Genomic DNA, 16,451 nt, shown 5'->3' on the forward strand with positions numbered 1-16,451 from the left:
TATTTTTACTATCCTGATAACCCACTACGTCCGCTGGAAAGCTTTGACCAAGGCGCGATCAATTCCCCATGGACCACAACCTTGTACTATCAGCATTATGCTCATCAGGATGTAGCCTGATTCCGGCAGATAGAGTAACCAGCTGTACCAAGTGAGAAGGTTCAAACCGCCGGGGATGTGATGCAGCCCAACGGTAAATAGTGCTACCAAACTAACTATCATCAGCACCAACGCACTTAGCCGCGTTAATAATCCCACCGCTAACAGTAAACCAAACAATGCCTCACAACTGGCGACAAACACCGCCATAAACACTGGGAAAGGAATACCCGCTTCGGTAATGGTTTCCAGCATTAATGCTTGGTTCGCGGGAACAAACACCTTGTTAAAACCGGAAGCGAAGAAAAATAGGCCAAAGGCGACACGCATTAGGGTCAATGGCAGAAAACAGGCACTGCCAGGTGAACGGAATAGGGATAGATATAGTGACATGAGAGCACTCCTTACTTTTCAGGTAATAGGAGTATACCAAGATATTGAATTTACCCATTTGAGCATGAAAGGTTATAAACATAGCTTTTTATATTATTTCCAGACCTAAGTGCGACTTGCTAGCTTGTCTATCAGCAGGACATCAACCACTTAGGAGCACTTCATGAAACAGCGCGCTTTGGCTTTCACTCTGTTAGCAACTTTCACCGGTTTGGCGACGGGGGTCGCTCATGCGGACAAACTCGACGACATTAAAAGCGCGGGCGTGGTGCGCATTGCGGTGTTCGATAGCAATCCGCCGTTTGGTTATGTCGATCCGCAGACTAAAAAGTTGGTGGGTTATGACGTGGATGTGGCGGATGCCATCGGTAAAGCGCTAGGTGTGAAAGTGGAACTACGTGCCACCAATCCAGCGAACCGTATTCCGCTGCTGGCATCGAAGAAAGTGGATTTGATCGCCGCTAACTTCACCATTACTGACGAACGCGCTAAACAGGTGAATTTCAGTGTGCCTTACTTCGCCACCGGGCAAAAATTTATTGCCCATAAAGGCGTACTAAAAACCCCAGACGATATTAAAACCCTGCGCATCGGTGCTGATAAAGGTACGGTGCAGGAAATCACTCTACGCGAACATTATCCAACGGCGAAAGTGATCTCTTACGACGACACGCCGCTAGCATTCGTGGCATTGCGTAATGGTAACGTACAGGCGATTACTCAAGATGATGCCAAGCTAGTCGGGTTGTTGGGTAATTTGCCCGCGGCCCAGAAAGCCGATTTTGAAATATCGCCGTTCAGCATCACCAAAGAGTATCAAGGTATCGGTATTCCCAAAGGTGAAGATCGTTTGACCGCGACCATCAACGACACTTTGATCAAGCTGGAAAAAGACGGTGACGCGGTGAAAATTTACGATCGCTGGTTTGGCCCCGAAACTAAAACCGCACAGCCGCGGGGCAGTTTCACTATTGCTCCGTTAGATCAGCAACCAAAAGCCTAATATTGATGACCGGAAGGGCGCAGCTTGCCGTGCCCTTGCTGCATTCGGCAAAGGAAGAATGACCATGAACTGGCAACAACTCACCGATTGGCTGTTGGCACCGCAATATCTAAGCTGGCTGTGGCAGGGGTTTTTGCTAACGCTATGGCTTTCGGTTTGTGCCGGTGTGGCCGCAACGTTGTTGGGTTTTCTGCTGGCAGCGATGCGCGATAGTCGTTTGCAACCGTTGCGCTGGTTGGCAGTGAGTTACAGCGCGCTGTTTCGTAATACGCCGTTATTGGTGCAACTGTTCTTCTGGTATTTCGCCGCCGGGCAAATCTTGCCGTCTTCCGCTATGCAGTGGCTGAATACACCACATCCGTTTTGGCCTTCGTTTGAGTTTTTGGCGGGGTTTTTGGGTTTGACGCTCTATTCCGCCGCTTTTATTGCCGAAGAGATTCGCTCAGGTATCCGTGGTGTCGCCGTTGGGCAGAAATACGCAGCTAATGCTTTGGGGTTAACCGGTTGGCAGGCGATGCGTTATGTGGTGTTACCGCAGGCGTTGAAAATTGCGTTGCCACCGCTGCTTGGGCAGTACATGAACCTGATCAAAAATTCTTCGCTGACGATGGCGATTGGTGTGGCAGAACTTTCTTATGCCTCACGTCAGGTAGAAACCGAAACATTGCGTACTTTCGAAGCGTTTGGTGTCGCGACACTGTTGTATATCGCGATTATTGCACTGCTAGAAGGTTGGGGCATGTGGCGACAACAGCGTAAACCGCTGGGAGGACATTGAAATGGATTTCACCGTGATCTATGACAATCTCGGTTATCTGCTGTGGGGCACTTTTCCTGATGGCCCATTAGGTGGTGCCGCGCTAACGCTGGCGATCAGCCTGATGGCGGGAGTGGCATCGGCATTATTGGGCACGGTGCTGGGTATCGCACTGGCTATGTCGCGGGGTGTTTTTGCCGCTGGGCTTGCTGCTGTGTTGGGGTTCTTCCGTGCCATTCCGGTGATCATGCTGATTTTTTGGACTTACTTTCTGCTGCCAATCGTGTTTGGTGTCGATATCCCAGAAATCACCACTGTAGTTTGCGCATTGGCGTTGATCGCTTCGGCTTATTTGGCGCATGCGGTGAAGGCGGGGATCGTCGCTATCGGTGCCGGACAATGGCAAGCCGGGTTATCTCTGGGGCTCAATCGTTGGCAGGTGTTGCTGTCGATCGTGCTGCCGCAGGCGTTGCGCATGATGGTACCGTCGTTTATCAATCAATGGATCTCGCTGATCAAAGACACGTCTTTGGCGTACATTGTTGGTGTTGGGGAACTGACCTTTTTGGCCACGCAGGTGAATAACCGCAGCATGGTCTATCCGATGGAGGTGTTCCTGTTTGTGGCACTGGTGTATTTCGTGTTCTGTTTGACGCTGGATTTACTGGCAAATGGCTTAAATCAACGCTTTAGTCCTCAGACCAAAGCGTTGAAGCGAACAAGGCGCTGGTGGCGCAATAAGCCGTCATTATCGGCGGTTTGAGTGTAAAGTGCCGGCGTTATCCGGCACCTAACGTTTATTGATGTGTGTAAGTGACAATCATCTTACTGTAAGTGTAAGACTCGGTGCCCTCATAGGTGCAGGCATACAAATTGCTATGCTCGGTGGTCTGGCACATAGCCAACCCTTGGTTATAATCACGAGTCGCATCCCATCCTGACAGACAACCCATATTGTTGGTGGTAGCAAACGCCAAGAGTTGTTGTTGATTATCAGGGGTGAAATCCGTGCCGTTGTCGTTATAACCAAACATCGGCGTTGCCCCCATCCGACGCCAAATATGGGCGGTATCCCAATTTCCAAACGCGGTGGCGATTTGTGTATTCAACGCGTTCAGAGCCAATACGCAACCTTGATAAACATCTGGCGGTGGATTGGTGCTACCAAAATCCATGGTCATGCCATTGAATAATGAAGGTCGCAAACCGGCATCACTGAGCATTTTGATAAACGTCTGACCAAAAGAGGTCAAACCCTGACTGGCTGCATCGGTTTGCCCATCAACAGGTAAGGTATAGGCCAGTTGCAGGGTCGGATTGTTAATTTGTACCTGTGCAATGGCACTCACATGCCGTTGCATGATGTCACTTTCTTGTAAAACAGCGCCTTCAAAGTCGAAATCAATATGGGTCAACTGGTAATTATCAATGACGCCCTGATAGAGAGAAACCAAGGTAGTAATATCCGCTACCTTAGATTCGATCAGGCTGCCAGCGGCACCGCCGAATGAAATGGCAATATCCCCGCCCAGATTACGGAAGGCGGTAATATCATCCTTACCATAATCTGATACTGTCGCATCACCTAAATATGCGATGCCTGTGGTAGCATCGGTGACGGATGTCAAACCGCCCCAACAAGGTTTTATGCTGCCATCTTCAGTTTGTGCTGCAGTTAAGAAACCTAATACATAGCTACGAATACCGGTATCGCTGCCATATACACTGCTTTGAGGCGTTGGCCATGAGGTGTAATCAATAAATGGCGCACAAGAGAAACTCCATGGACCAGGATCAGGAAGTGCTGGCAAGGTATTAACGACTAATGGCGTTGATGCTGCCGAATTATTCCCGGATAAATCATAGGCCGAGATGGTGATTGTCCAGGTCGTTTCCGGCATCAGACCAGATAGGTTAATGGTCGTAGTGCTGGTAGTGAGTACACTTGGGGCGCTACCTTGGGTGCAGTAGCTGACTTGATAACCCCCCACCATGACGTTATCGGTAGAGGCATTCCAGCTCAGACTAATCGTTTGTGCACCGACGCTGGTGGCTTGTAGACCTTGTGGAACAGAAGGCGCTTCATTGTCTTGCGGTGGATTGGCATCCTGACCGTTTACAAAGAAGTTATGGGGTAGATTACCAATAGAAACACCATCGTTATTACCCACACCAATAATAAAAGTAACAGAACCTTGCGCTGGAATGGTATTTTTTTCCTGCAAGTTCCCGGTGATGGTATTACCTGAACGGCTGAAATTAAAATTAGAGTATTGAGAAATAGTCTGTGATGAGTCGACATCAAATGCAATTGTCGGATTGATAATATCGCTATCCGTCAGATTATAAAGAGTAGTTTGACATGCTGAATACCAAACATTACCACCCGCCTGCCATACAGGATAGGCAATTACTGAGTAATCATTGTTCATACAATCCTCACTTTATCCGTTAATTTTAAGTATGTATTGTTATTTTCGATAGGCTGCCGAAAAGCTTATTGCAATTGGCAGTGGTGGAATAATAGTGATATGGAGCACCATAACGTAATCATTAGCACTCATTATTTATAAAATAAAAATTTCCAATATATTTTATCTTAATTTACCTTCTGATTACTTTTGTTGCCGATAATAAAATACATTACTAGGTAATTAAATACGATGAGAGTTGTGATGATGAATTAAGCCAGCGCATGGCACTGGCAATAAGACAGAATTAGCGAGTTAATTTCCATCCGTGTTGCCGCCACAGCTCTGGCAATTGGCTCAATGCGTGGAACGTAGTGACCTGTGGATGTTCTATCTGTGGGTTATGCGGATCGGCACAGAAATAGAACACGGGAATCCCGGCAGCGATCCCGGCTTGTGCGCCAGCAGGAGAATCATCCACCAAAATACAGCGCTCGATCGGTACCTGCATAGCTTCAGCGGCATGGAACAAAATGGCAGGGTCGGGCTTCCAGCGCTGGATATCGTAACCGCTGAACAACCGGTCATCAAAATGAGAAAGCATGTCGGTCAAACCGAGGGAATGCTGCATTTTACTGACTGGGCCGTTGGAAACGGTGCAGATCGGCACGGTAATTTGCTCCAATAATTCACGCGCACCTGCGATCGGCTGCAATTGGTTATCGAACAAACGAGCCACTTCCTGACGATATATTGGCTCTAATTCGGCGATCGGCAGTTGGCTACCATGTTCTGCGTTCACCTGCTCGATGATTTCGTGCAGTTTGACCCCTTTGTACTTCTTGAACATTTCATCCAACGAAAGCTGAATGCCGTGCTGGGCAAACATATGCACATACGCCATGCTACATAACACTTCGCTATCGACCAGCGTGCCGTCGCAGTCAAATAAAATACAGTCAATCTGATTCATTGATGGGATTCATCCTTCGGTTAAATGGTCATTATTCCCACTTTAACCGTATCGAATTGGAATGCGATCCTTTAATTGGTTCAAAAAGACGAACATCAGAAAATACAGAGAGTTATAGTGGGTAAACGAAAAAAACCTGTGACATAGGTCAAAACCCCTACTTTTTGTTATAGGATAGCCAGCGATAGTCCATTCCCCTTCTTCGGAATTCTGATAATGACCAAACCAGTCTCTGGCCTTGAAACAGAACAAGGCCTGCTTGGGCGTGTGTTTAAACTCAAGCAACATGGCACTACGGCGCGTACGGAAACGATTGCCGGTATTACTACCTTCTTGACGATGGTGTATATCGTGTTCGTTAACCCACAGATTTTGGGCGCGGCGGGCATGGATACGCAGGCGGTGTTTGTCACGACCTGTCTGATTGCTGCTTTCGGCAGTATTCTCATGGGGTTGTTCGCGAATTTACCGGTAGCGTTGGCTCCGGCGATGGGGTTGAACGCATTCTTCGCTTTTGTCGTCGTGGGCGCGATGGGGATCTCATGGCAGGTCGGCATGGGGGCGATTTTCTGGGGTGCGGTGGGTTTACTGTTACTGACTATCTTCCGTATTCGTTATTGGATGATTGCTAATATCCCGCTCGGCTTACGCGTGGGGATCACCAGCGGTATCGGTCTGTTTATCGGCATGATGGGGCTGAAAAACGCCGGGATCGTGGTTGCTAACCCAGACACGTTGGTAGCGATTGGTAATCTGACCTCACACAGCGTGCTGCTCGGGGTGTTAGGCTTCTTTATTATCGCTATTTTGGCCTCGCGCAATATCCACGCGGCGGTGTTGGTTTCCATCGTTGTGACCACGTTGATTGGCTGGGCGCTGGGCGATGTGAAATACGGCGGTGTGTTCTCCATGCCGCCAAGCGTGACTTCGGTGGTGGGGCAAGTGGATCTGGCTGGTGCGCTGAATGTTGGGCTAGCCGGAGTGATCTTCTCCTTCATGCTGGTCAACTTGTTCGACTCATCCGGTACATTGATTGGCGTGACCGACAAAGCCGGACTGACCGATGAGAAAGGTAAATTTCCACGCATGAAGCAGGCGTTGTATGTCGACAGCATCAGTTCAGTCGCGGGTTCCTTTATCGGTACATCCTCAGTGACCGCGTATATCGAAAGCTCTTCCGGGGTTTCCGTTGGTGGGCGTACCGGCCTGACGGCGGTGGTGACGGGGCTGCTGTTCCTGTTGGTTATCTTTCTATCGCCGTTGGCGGGAATGGTTCCGACTTATGCCGCAGCGGGCGCGTTGATTTACGTGGGTGTTTTGATGACTTCCAGCTTGGCACGCGTTAAGTGGGACGATCTGACCGAAGCGGTTCCTGCGTATGTCACCGCAGTGATGATGCCATTTAGCTTCTCTATCACCGAAGGGATTGCCCTCGGCTTTATCTCTTACTGTGTGATGAAATTGGGCACTGGTCGCTGGCGTGAAATCAGCCCTTGCGTGATCGTAGTGGCGTTGTTGTTTGTGTTGAAGATCGTGTTTATCGACGGTCACTAAAAACGGTTTAGGTGGGCACTGCTCTTAGCCGCAAATAGTGCCCGCCCAATAATGTTATGCCCCCGGAGTCGCGTCTGATGATTTCCCTAAAACCCATTCCAAAGGTCGGGTAAAACGAGCTTTCCAACCGCCTATTTCATCCTCTCCTTGTGCAAAATGCTGCGTTTGTACCTGATTATGGGAGCTAAACAGTTCAGAAAAATGTAAAGCAACTGACTGATCCATAAAGTTTTGCCGATCATAATAGGCCACCAGCACCCGTTTATTGGCTGCTAGCGATTGTGGTGCGGGGGTAATGTGACCGCGCGGTGCCACCAGCAGTGCCCCTGCGTAAAACTGCGGGTATTTCGCCAATATGTTAGCGGCATGCAAAGCCCCTTGCCCACGAGCGGTCAGGTACACTTGCTGAGTATCTAACTTCAAGCTTGCCGGCAGTTGGCGCAAGGCGTGTTGGACGATATTTTGCGTACTTTCCTCACTGTGGTTCGACCAACGAAAGCTATTTTCTGCCAACATCTGCGAGCCGTTCACCTCGATGTAAACCACTCCCAGCTCACCAAAAAGCTGCCGTTCATCAGCGCTTATATTGGCGGCCTTACCGTATGTGTGCAGGAAAATCACCACCGGCCAACCAGCCTCCGGTGCGGAGCCTTCTGGTAGGGCAACGTCGGCCTTACCTTCGAATTGCTGGGCATGCTGTTGATAGCGATTTTTGGTTTCAGCCAGTACCGATTGGTAGGTCGGTCTGTATTGAATATTGTTGAATGAGTCGTCTTCCAATAGGTTGTAGTAATACCATAACCCGCGTTTGGCACTGAGTTGTAGATAACGCTCAGCCAGTTCCGTCTGACCTTTTTCTGCTGAAGATGCGGCTAATTGGTAAGGCGCCCAAACATTATGCTCATCTTCACGCATCAAGGTTAGGTAGAGCGACATTGCTTCTGTTTTCGTGTCCTCCTGATTCTGCGCCGTGCGTTTCAATTGTGCATTTAACAGGCTGTTTTCTGGCAAAATTACCGGTTCTTCTCCGGCAGGATAACGCATTTCTGCGGCTGATAGTGGTCTGGTGATAAAAACCAAGAAAATGGCAAAAATAAAAAAATACATAATATATTGCTTTGATATTTAATAAATTAATATTGTAGTGATGTATTTTATGACGCTTCCATTAGATTGTTTTTTGAAAGCGTCAACGTGAAGTGTTATCTCACACGGCGAATATAATCGCTAAATGCAGCTAACTGACCGGTCAGGAAATCCAATGTACCCTGATCGCTTAACGTTCCCGCTTGTTCATCGATCTTGTTTTGGATCACTCCGCCCATAAACTCCGGTTTGTTTATCACCATTGCATCCAGGAATACCAATATTTGTCGCAGATGATACTGGCAGCGTGCGCCACCGATCGGCCCCATTGAGCTGGTTTGAATGGCGACGGGTTTACCTGCGAGCGGTTGGTTTGGCAGGCGAGATAGCCAATCGATAGCATTTTTCAAACCACCGGGTACGGAGTAGTTATATTCCGGGGTGACAATAATGAGACCATCGGCTTGCCGGATTTTTTCGGCAATAGCTTCAACTGTGGTTGGGAACCCTTCAGCTTGCTGATGATCTGCATCGTACAGCGGAATATCGCGAATGGAAGGTAGTGCTTCAATGGTTACACCATGCGGAGCCAGATTAGGTAACGTATTGGCAACGATAGCATTGTAAGAACCTTTGCGGAGACTACCGAGCAAAGTGACGATTTTTAATGCTTGGTCTGACATGGTGACTCTCCCTTTCAATGAACAGATTCAGCGGATAAATACCAGTAAATAGTAGGACAAACGGATAAATGATAATAGGCAATTCCTGCAGATTCATTTACTTTTACAATTTTCCTCATAAATAAATATACCCGTCATACTTGAAGTTGCCTCTTTGTTGGCTGCGTTCACTCACCCGAATCACTTACTGGCGTAAGCTCATCGGGACTCGTTCTCTTGCCGCCTCGATGCAACTCCAATTATTTAGGGTATATATTAAAGAAAATGATATTTTTAGTTTTTCGATAAAAAATAACGGTTAAATGGCTGTTTTAATAAATATTCGTTTTACTACTGAATTTCATAAAGCGAGTTGAGGTTGAGGGAGAGTGCGGGGAGATCTCGCCACATTTTTGCAAACCTTGCTGTTCGTCATATTGCCAGCAGGTGAGTCGCTCCAGATTGGGTTCATGGGCGCAGGCCCAGCTCAGGTATTCTTCAGCATCACTCATCACCTGAACTTGTGGTGTTGCACTAGAACGTAGGTAACCGGAAAACGGATGTAAATTCAGTGTAGATTGGCCATGATTACCCAAGCCAGATAATTTCAATACGCTCTGACGAATGCTCCATAGTTGAGTTTCTGCTTCTAAGCGATCGTGTTGCGCGCCGATCCAGGCGGTTTCGGTTGTGCTCTGATGTTGGCGTTGTAGATTGCGTTGGGTGACACCACGTGCGCGAATGACCTCGATATCCAACCCAACTTTACCTTCGGTACTGAGTAACACCCCCACCGTGTTACTGGCGTAAGCTAAACTGAAATCAGGAAAGTGATTATCGGTAAAGCAAGGGCGACCCGTCGGTGTGGTGGTCATCGTGGGTAAAGTGGGTAGACCGTACAGATAAAACATCATCTCGGCCAATAAAATGCGACCTTGCAGGAAGCGTTGGCGACGCTTAATAGAATATCCTTCGGTGATCGCCACTATTTCGGCAGAGAGCCGATGGGTATTAAAAGAAGTAGGGGCCGAATTCCATCGGGCAAAGTGACATGCCATTGTACGCTCCGTGTAAGATAATTCTTAGCATTCATCAGAGCGTTAGATTAATCCTAACCATAAGCATTATCATCAAAAAATATCCTGCATAGGCGTTTTTTGCACGGTTTGTATAACTAGGTTGGGGTTTTAATCGGGAGTTCATCTAGCAATTGAATGCGATGCAGGCGTTGCCGATAGCAACGAAGCGTAGCGTTGATAGCTGCAAGAGGCATAAATGACTCTCGATAGGTAGATTCAACCAAATCAACCTCATTGGGGAGCTTTACCTGCAGGATATTTCTAATCAATTCTTTGCTTAATCCCATGCTCAGACCCAGCAGCAAGAAATCAATGCCGATATATTCACCATATTGCGTTTCAAATCCTGGTGCGAGTGCTATCTCACCTTCCTCTTGTACCAATAATGGCAATGCCAGATAGCCAGAAGCAAAATATTCTTGATAAGGGGCAACAGAAACGAAGTCGTAAACCGGTGCTAATGTGGGTTTGCTAGATGGAAGATGAAGTAAACCAAAATTGCGTAGGTGCATATCGTTATTGCCTAGCAAATAAGCGTAAACAATGCGACGAAACAAATCGATCTTGAATTTTATGTTGTCATTAACCTGATTGATCAAGAAGTTGGCAATCTGCTGGTAGCTGACATACTGCTTGCCGTCAGTCTGCGTTTTACCGTATTTCTCGCCAATCCCCATTGCGCCATCTAGCTGTTCTTGATGAATAGCTGCCCCACTTTTGTTATCGCGATCAAACCTCCTGATGACAAAAGCGAATTCAGGTTGATCATTAGGATTGTCGGGTTTGAAACGCAATAATCCATGCGGGGGAACCGTAAATCCTAACCGCGCCATTAATGTCATGGTGGCGTGTTCGTTTTCGGCTAAATGTGGAAACTCGGCAGGAGACGGTTTCAGGATAAAGTTGCCTTGATACTCAACCACTTTGAGTTCAGAACCGCTAAACACCAGTTGCAGTTTGGGTTGATAGCCTGAAATGCTCATACCCTTTTGTATTTTTGGCAATTCATGAACAAACTGTTGTCGAGTGAAATTCAGATCGGTGCTCGCTTTAACAGAGTTAAATAGGTGTTTTAATCCCTTCGCACTATAACCGCTTTGTATTTCGTCGGTATTGATGAGTGGGGTCAGCAAAATTCGACATCTGTTCATCATTGATCCTCTGCGATCAGTTGTATCGCGCCGATCAGGTTTTTACCGTTTTGGATCAAAATCCCCAGCAGATCCTGTTCATCCACTTGCTGCAACTGGCTATAGCGTTGTTTTAACCAACCTTCTGGAGCTAGCGAGGCAAAATAGGGATGTAGGGTTTTGCTGGCGAAGCGGCCTGTTTTGACCGGCAGGCTGAGAGATACAGGAGGGCCGAGGTAATCTGGGAGATACTCAAACAGATAACCTTCATTGTCTTGGCTTAAGTCGCCAATATGCTCTCCGTAGAGATAAACCCTCACTCTACGGCGCACAATTTTATCCCCAAAGCGACAGCGACAGAGTAAACGGTGGCGAATTTCACCTGGTCTGGATCTCTAAATAGGCGCTTTAGGGTGGATGTGGAAACCCCGGTCTGTAGTTCCAGCGTCGTCAGTTCGATACCCAGTTCTTTGCGTCGGGCATTCAGTTTGGCACCAAACTCGGTTGATGAATGGATCTGATTTTCCAGTATGCTGGTGGTATTAAGTTCGGCATTAAGAACTAACTCATGCTGCAACTCATTGATTATTCTTGTCAGTTCTTGGAGTTTCAGTATTGCAGGTTTACTGTTAAGTTGGCTCATAAATGACCTTTTTATAACTTAAATACTAATAATAGATTAAATATAGACCAATTCTAACCTATTGGTCTATATATAAACCGATTAAATATTTATTTTGAAAAATGGTTTATAAATGAACCTTTGACTTACTTACCAATACAGAAACTAGAGAAAATCCGTCCCAGCAGGTCGTCGGAGGTGAATTCACCGGTGATCTCGCTCAGCGCTTGCTGCGCCAAACGTAACTCTTCTGCCAGTAGCTCTCCAGCGTAAGCACCTACTAACTGATGTTTACCTTCCACCAGATGCTGTGCCGCTTGTTCCAGTGCTTGAAGATGACGTCGACGAGCCAAGAAGCCACCTTCCATATTGCTGGTGAAGCCCATACTTTGCTTCAAGTGGTCGCGTAATTCGTCGATACCTTCGCCGGTTCGTGCTGATAGGCGGATAAGTGAGTGACCATTTACTTCGCTGATACCTAGCGTTTCACCAGTAACGTCAGCTTTATTTCGCACTACGGTGATGGGTAATGTGTTTGGTAGACGCGCCATAAACTCTGGCCAGATCGCTTTAGGTTCTGTGGCGTCGGTGGTGGTGCCATCCACCATAAACAGCACGCGGTCGGCTTTTTCGATCTCATTCCAAGCACGTTCGATACCAATTCGCTCTACTTCGTCACTGGCTTCGCGCAGACCGGCGGTGTCGATAATATGTAATGGCATCCCATCAATGTGGATGTGCTCACGTAATACGTCGCGCGTAGTACCCGCAATATCGGTGACGATCGCGGCTTCACGGCCAGCCAATGCGTTCAACAGGCTGGATTTACCGGCGTTAGGCCGCCCGGCGATCACTACTTTCATCCCTTCACGCAGCAGGCTGCCTTGACGTGCCTCGTGGCGCACGTTGTCCAAATCGGCCATTACACCGTTGAGCTGCGCTTCGATTTTACCGTCGGAAAGGAAGTCGATTTCCTCGTCCGGGAAGTCGATTGCCGCTTCCACGTAGATTCGCAAGTGAGTGAGTGCTTCCACTAGCTGGTGAATGCGAGTTGAAAACGCACCTTGTAATGAGTTCATTGCTGAACGAGCAGCCTGTTCAGAACTGGCGTCGATCAAGTCGGCGATGGCTTCAGCCTGCGCCAAATCGAGTTTGTCATTGAGGAAAGCACGTTCAGAGAACTCACCCGGACGGGCAATGCGCACGTTTGGCAGTGCTAGCACGCGCTTCAACAGCAGATCGAGAATGACCGGACCACCGTGGCCTTGCAGCTCCAGCACGTCTTCACCAGTGAACGAATTTGGGCCTGGGAACCACAAGGCGATGCCTTGATCGAGAGTGGCACCTTCGGCATCGCGGAATGGCAAGTAATCGGCGTAGCGCGGTTTTGGCAGTTTGCCGAGTAGCGCTTGAGCGACGTCTTTGGCATCACGGCCAGAAATACGCAAAATGCCGACGCCACCGCGTCCCGGAGGGGTGGCTTGGGCGACGATAGTTTCGGTGGTACTCATAATGGTTCTCTCTGACGATTCAATATGCAAAAAGGCGGTCAAATGACCGCCTTTTTAGGGCAAACTCTTGACCTGGAAGCTTACGACTTTTTCTTGTCGCGGCTATGCAGACCACGTTTTTCCAGACCGCGGTAGATCAACTGCTGCTGGATGATGGTCACCAAGTTACTGACGATATAGTACAGCACCAGACCAGACGGGAACCACAGGAAGAACACTGTGAAAATCACCGGCATGAAGGTCATGATTTTCTGCTGCATTGGGTCCGTCACGGTGGTTGGCGACATCTTCTGGATGAAGAACATCGTCACGCCCATCAGGATTGGCAGAATGTAGTACGGGTCTTGTGCTGACAAGTCGTGGATCCACAGGGCGAACGGCGCATGACGCAGTTCAACGGAGCCCATCAACATGTAGTACAACGCCAGGAAGATTGGCATCTGGATGATAAGCGGTAAGCAGCCACCCAGTGGATTCACTTTCTCTGACTTGTACAGCGCCATCATTTCTTGGCTCATGCGCTGTTTGTCATCACCGATACGCTCACGCATGGCTTGCAGTTTTGGCTGCAACATACGCATTTTCGCCATCGAGGTGTACTGCGCCTTAGTCAGCGGGTACATGATACCGCGCACGATAAAGGTGATAACGATGATCGAGAAGCCCCAGTTACCGATAAAGCTGTGCAGGAACTTCAACAGCTTAAACAGTGGTTGGGAAATGAACCACAACCAACCGTAATCAACGGTCAGATCCAAATGCGGAGCTAACTGAGCCATTTGATCTTGCAACTCTGGGCCAACCCACAGGGTCGCGTTCAGTTGTTGCTGTGCGCCTGGCTGCACGACGACTGGCGTTGATTTAAAGCCAATCGTTGACAGGTTGTCGCCTGGCTTAGCGGTATAGAAGGTGTTGTTACCCGGAGTTGCCGGAACCCACGCAGTCGCGAAGTATTGTTGCAACATGGCAACCCAACCGCCCTGAGTGGTGACATCCAGATTATCGCTCTTGTCGAACGCGTACTTCTCGTATTTAGCATCGCTGGCAGAATACGCAGCACCACGGAAGGTGTGCAGCGCGAAGTTGTTGCTGCCGGTATCACGATGCTTAGGTAATTCTGTGGTTTGCTTCAACTGGCCGAACAGGGTCAGTTCCAGCGGCGTGCTGCTCTTGTTGTCGACAGTGTAGTCAACGCCAACCGCGTAATGGTTACGCTTAAGCACGAAAGTCTTGGTGTAAATAGCGCCGTCTTTACCGGTGTAAGTCAGAGGGATACGCAGTTCATTCTGACCTTCTGGCAGGGTGTAGGTATCCTGCGCAGCTTGGAACAACGGACGTTCGCCGTTAGCCGGGTTATCTGGGCCATTTTTACCGGTCAACCCACTTTGCGCTTGATAAACAAACGATGGAGTCGTTTCCAGCAATTGGAACGGAGTCGATGATCCCAAGGTGTCCGGGTAAGCCAACAGTTTGGCTTGCTCGATATCACCACCACGGGTGTTGATGGTCAGCGACAGCACGTCGGTGTTCACGGTAATCAGTTTACCCTGGCCACTGGCTGGTACAGCTTGGCTGGCGGCATCACCGGTTGCGGAATTCGTAGTCTGTTGCGTGGTCTGTGCGGCTGGTTGCGGAGCATTGTCCGTTTGCCAAGCCTGCCAGATCATGAAAGACACGAACAGCAGAGCGATGAGAAGAAGATTGCGTTGCGAATCCATCGTTAGTGTTCTCTGTTATCGTCGGTTTTCGGCGGCACGGGGTCATCACCACCTGGGTTCAAAGGGTGGCATTTTAATACGCGTTTCACTGTCAACCAACTGCCTTTTATCATGCCAAACCTGCGCAATGCCTCAATTGCGTAATGAGAGCAGGTTGGCTGGAAGCGACAACGTGGCCCTAGCAGCGGACTGAGAACGAGCTGGTAAGCGCGTACCAGCCCGATCAGGATGCGGGAGCCTGGCGACAGTGGCGACGCCATAATTTTTCCAAAACTTCCGTCAACGTACGGTTATCCAAATCCGCTATCCCTTTTTTAGCCACCACGACAAAATCCATCGCCGGTAAATCGTGCTGGTGCAAACGGAAGCTTTCGCGGGTAAGGCGTTTGATCCGATTGCGCTCATGCGCGCGTTTGACGTGTTTTTTGGCGACGGTTAGACCGATGCGGGGATGCCCCAGCTGGTTCAGGCGGCCGAGGATGGTGATTTGCGGCGTGCCAGCCCGTTGTGGCTGCTGGAAGACGAAAGTGAAATGAGTGGGAGTTAACAAACGTAACTCCCTGGGAAAAGCTAGCTTAACCACTCAGCGGGTTAGCTTTTATTACTTAGAAACGGACAGACGAGTACGGCCTTTCGCACGACGGCGAGCCAGAACTTGACGACCATTTTTGGTGGCCATACGAGCACGGAAACCGTGACTACGGTTGCGCTTCAATACGGACGGTTGGAAAGTGCGTTTCATGGCGATTTCTACCTAAACTTAAAATGATTACTGAGAAGTCAAACGCGTTTGGCTACTCGGCGTGAAGACGACCGACGCCTCAATCGCAATACATAAAGAGGCGGGATTGTAATAATTGTACAGTCCTGAGTCAATTCGCATCGCGCTGTTTCAGCATTTTTCAACGCCAAAAGAGAGACTACCTGGTTGCTTGCCAATATCGAGTTAAACCCGGTGTTGGCCCGTGGTCACCGCAGAATCCTGCCTGGCTGATGAAGCACCATTAAGGAACCAGGTATCACACGTAGGGCGAAGATTATACGGACTCGGGCTGAAATCGCAAGGATCGCCGTTCGATCCTTCGAGATAATCGAAGCGATCCGCCGTGGATAACAAGGTATAACTTACCATCGGTGCAAAAAATGCTTGCATTAAGGGAAGAAGCCATGGGGTTTTTGGCGCTACTGGTGGAAAGTTCACCACCGGTCGAGGCCTGTGGATAAAAAGGATCTAATCTGTGAGGAAGGGGAGGATCTCTTGCTCGGTTTGCGCTATGATCCGTCATTCCGATCGCGATCCTCACGCAGGGATCGGAGAGGGCATAAACCGTGGAAGGCGGTTCGCAAGCCTCACTGGCAATTAGCCGATGCCGGGCGTGTGTCAAAAATCATGAGTTATAAAAAGTAGCCCGTTTCTTTTCTTTTATTTGATCTTGTTCGAGTGGAGTCCGCC

At 48.8% G+C, this 16,451-nt stretch carries 18 protein-coding genes; 4 read left to right on the forward strand and 14 right to left on the reverse strand.

Translation table 11 applies throughout. The features are described 5' to 3' along the window. Window positions 1–24 precede the first annotated feature (24 nt). Window positions 25–492: a DoxX family protein gene (locus AC3ISQ_RS21785; protein ID WP_489349892.1), complete on the reverse strand. Its 468-nt coding sequence runs from the start codon at window positions 490–492 to the stop codon at window positions 25–27. A 163-nt stretch (window positions 493–655) separates the two neighbouring features. Here AC3ISQ_RS21785 and AC3ISQ_RS21790 point away from each other — a divergent pair, with 163 nt between their 5' ends. From AC3ISQ_RS21790 to AC3ISQ_RS21800, 3 genes are all read left to right on the forward strand, one after another. Next, entirely contained in the window at window positions 656–1,495 is an 840-nt protein-coding gene (locus AC3ISQ_RS21790) for an ABC transporter substrate-binding protein (RefSeq protein WP_489349894.1), read from the forward strand. Window positions 1,496–1,559: 64 nt separating this feature from the next. Beyond that, window positions 1,560–2,273, forward strand: coding sequence for an amino acid ABC transporter permease (locus AC3ISQ_RS21795; RefSeq protein ID WP_489349896.1), 714 nt, complete (start codon window positions 1,560–1,562; stop codon window positions 2,271–2,273). A gap of 1 nt (window position 2,274) precedes the next feature. Continuing rightward, complete coding sequence (locus tag AC3ISQ_RS21800) at window positions 2,275–3,015, forward strand: amino acid ABC transporter permease (protein ID WP_489349897.1); 741 nt, start codon at window positions 2,275–2,277, stop codon at window positions 3,013–3,015. A gap of 34 nt (window positions 3,016–3,049) precedes the next feature. Here AC3ISQ_RS21800 and AC3ISQ_RS21805 read toward each other — a convergent pair whose 3' ends face one another. Both AC3ISQ_RS21805 and yieH read right to left on the reverse strand, forming a co-directional pair. Continuing rightward, window positions 3,050–4,684 carry a fibronectin type III domain-containing protein gene (locus AC3ISQ_RS21805; protein WP_489349899.1) on the reverse strand — a complete coding sequence of 545 codons (1,635 nt, stop codon included), beginning with the start codon at window positions 4,682–4,684 and terminating at the stop codon, window positions 3,050–3,052. 286 nt (window positions 4,685–4,970) lie between these two features. After that, complete coding sequence (gene yieH, locus AC3ISQ_RS21810; protein WP_489349901.1) at window positions 4,971–5,636, reverse strand: 6-phosphogluconate phosphatase; 666 nt, start codon at window positions 5,634–5,636, stop codon at window positions 4,971–4,973. Between the two features lie 216 nt (window positions 5,637–5,852). Between yieH and AC3ISQ_RS21815 the strand changes: the two genes are divergently transcribed. Continuing rightward, the gene (locus AC3ISQ_RS21815; RefSeq protein ID WP_489349902.1) at window positions 5,853–7,190 is read left to right on the forward strand and encodes an NCS2 family permease; all 1,338 of its coding nucleotides are present in this window, start codon (window positions 5,853–5,855) and stop codon (window positions 7,188–7,190) included. 54 nt (window positions 7,191–7,244) lie between these two features. On the opposite strand, the gene AC3ISQ_RS21820 is transcribed toward AC3ISQ_RS21815, so the two are convergent. The 11 genes from AC3ISQ_RS21820 to rpmH all read right to left on the reverse strand — a co-directional run bounded on the left by AC3ISQ_RS21820 (window position 7,245) and on the right by rpmH (window position 15,740). After that, window positions 7,245–8,297 carry an alpha/beta hydrolase gene (locus AC3ISQ_RS21820; RefSeq protein ID WP_489349903.1) on the reverse strand — a complete coding sequence of 351 codons (1,053 nt, stop codon included), beginning with the start codon at window positions 8,295–8,297 and terminating at the stop codon, window positions 7,245–7,247. A 95-nt stretch (window positions 8,298–8,392) separates the two neighbouring features. Further along, complete coding sequence (locus AC3ISQ_RS21825; protein ID WP_489349904.1) at window positions 8,393–8,959, reverse strand: NADPH-dependent FMN reductase; 567 nt, start codon at window positions 8,957–8,959, stop codon at window positions 8,393–8,395. A gap of 311 nt (window positions 8,960–9,270) precedes the next feature. Then, window positions 9,271–9,996, reverse strand: a complete 726-nt coding sequence (locus AC3ISQ_RS21830; protein WP_489349905.1) for a 4'-phosphopantetheinyl transferase family protein — start codon at window positions 9,994–9,996, stop codon at window positions 9,271–9,273. 116 nt (window positions 9,997–10,112) lie between these two features. Continuing rightward, window positions 10,113–11,168, reverse strand: a complete 1,056-nt coding sequence (locus tag AC3ISQ_RS21835; protein WP_489353439.1) for a type II toxin-antitoxin system HipA family toxin — start codon at window positions 11,166–11,168, stop codon at window positions 10,113–10,115. Further along, window positions 11,168–11,479 (reverse strand): HipA N-terminal domain-containing protein, encoded by a 312-nt coding sequence (locus AC3ISQ_RS21840; protein ID WP_489349907.1) that lies wholly within the window; start codon window positions 11,477–11,479, stop codon window positions 11,168–11,170. The genes AC3ISQ_RS21835 and AC3ISQ_RS21840 overlap by 1 nt, the downstream gene beginning before the upstream one ends. Next, entirely contained in the window at window positions 11,464–11,790 is a 327-nt protein-coding gene (locus AC3ISQ_RS21845; RefSeq protein ID WP_489349909.1) for a helix-turn-helix domain-containing protein, read from the reverse strand. The genes AC3ISQ_RS21840 and AC3ISQ_RS21845 overlap by 16 nt, the downstream gene beginning before the upstream one ends. Before the next feature lie 125 nt (window positions 11,791–11,915). After that, entirely contained in the window at window positions 11,916–13,280 is a 1,365-nt protein-coding gene (gene mnmE / locus AC3ISQ_RS21850; protein WP_489349911.1) for a tRNA uridine-5-carboxymethylaminomethyl(34) synthesis GTPase MnmE, read from the reverse strand. 80 nt (window positions 13,281–13,360) lie between these two features. Further along, window positions 13,361–14,998 carry a membrane protein insertase YidC gene (yidC, locus tag AC3ISQ_RS21855; RefSeq protein WP_489349912.1) on the reverse strand — a complete coding sequence of 546 codons (1,638 nt, stop codon included), beginning with the start codon at window positions 14,996–14,998 and terminating at the stop codon, window positions 13,361–13,363. Window positions 14,999–15,000: 2 nt separating this feature from the next. Further along, window positions 15,001–15,258 (reverse strand): membrane protein insertion efficiency factor YidD, encoded by a 258-nt coding sequence (gene yidD / locus AC3ISQ_RS21860; protein WP_489349914.1) that lies wholly within the window; start codon window positions 15,256–15,258, stop codon window positions 15,001–15,003. Continuing rightward, complete coding sequence (rnpA, locus tag AC3ISQ_RS21865; protein WP_489349916.1) at window positions 15,222–15,581, reverse strand: ribonuclease P protein component; 360 nt, start codon at window positions 15,579–15,581, stop codon at window positions 15,222–15,224. The genes yidD and rnpA overlap by 37 nt, the downstream gene beginning before the upstream one ends. An 18-nt stretch (window positions 15,582–15,599) precedes the next feature. Further along, window positions 15,600–15,740: a 50S ribosomal protein L34 gene (gene rpmH / locus AC3ISQ_RS21870; protein ID WP_005976668.1), complete on the reverse strand. Its 141-nt coding sequence runs from the start codon at window positions 15,738–15,740 to the stop codon at window positions 15,600–15,602. Window positions 15,741–16,451 lie beyond the last annotated feature (711 nt).

Source organism: Serratia sp. KH_031, assembly GCF_057839655.1.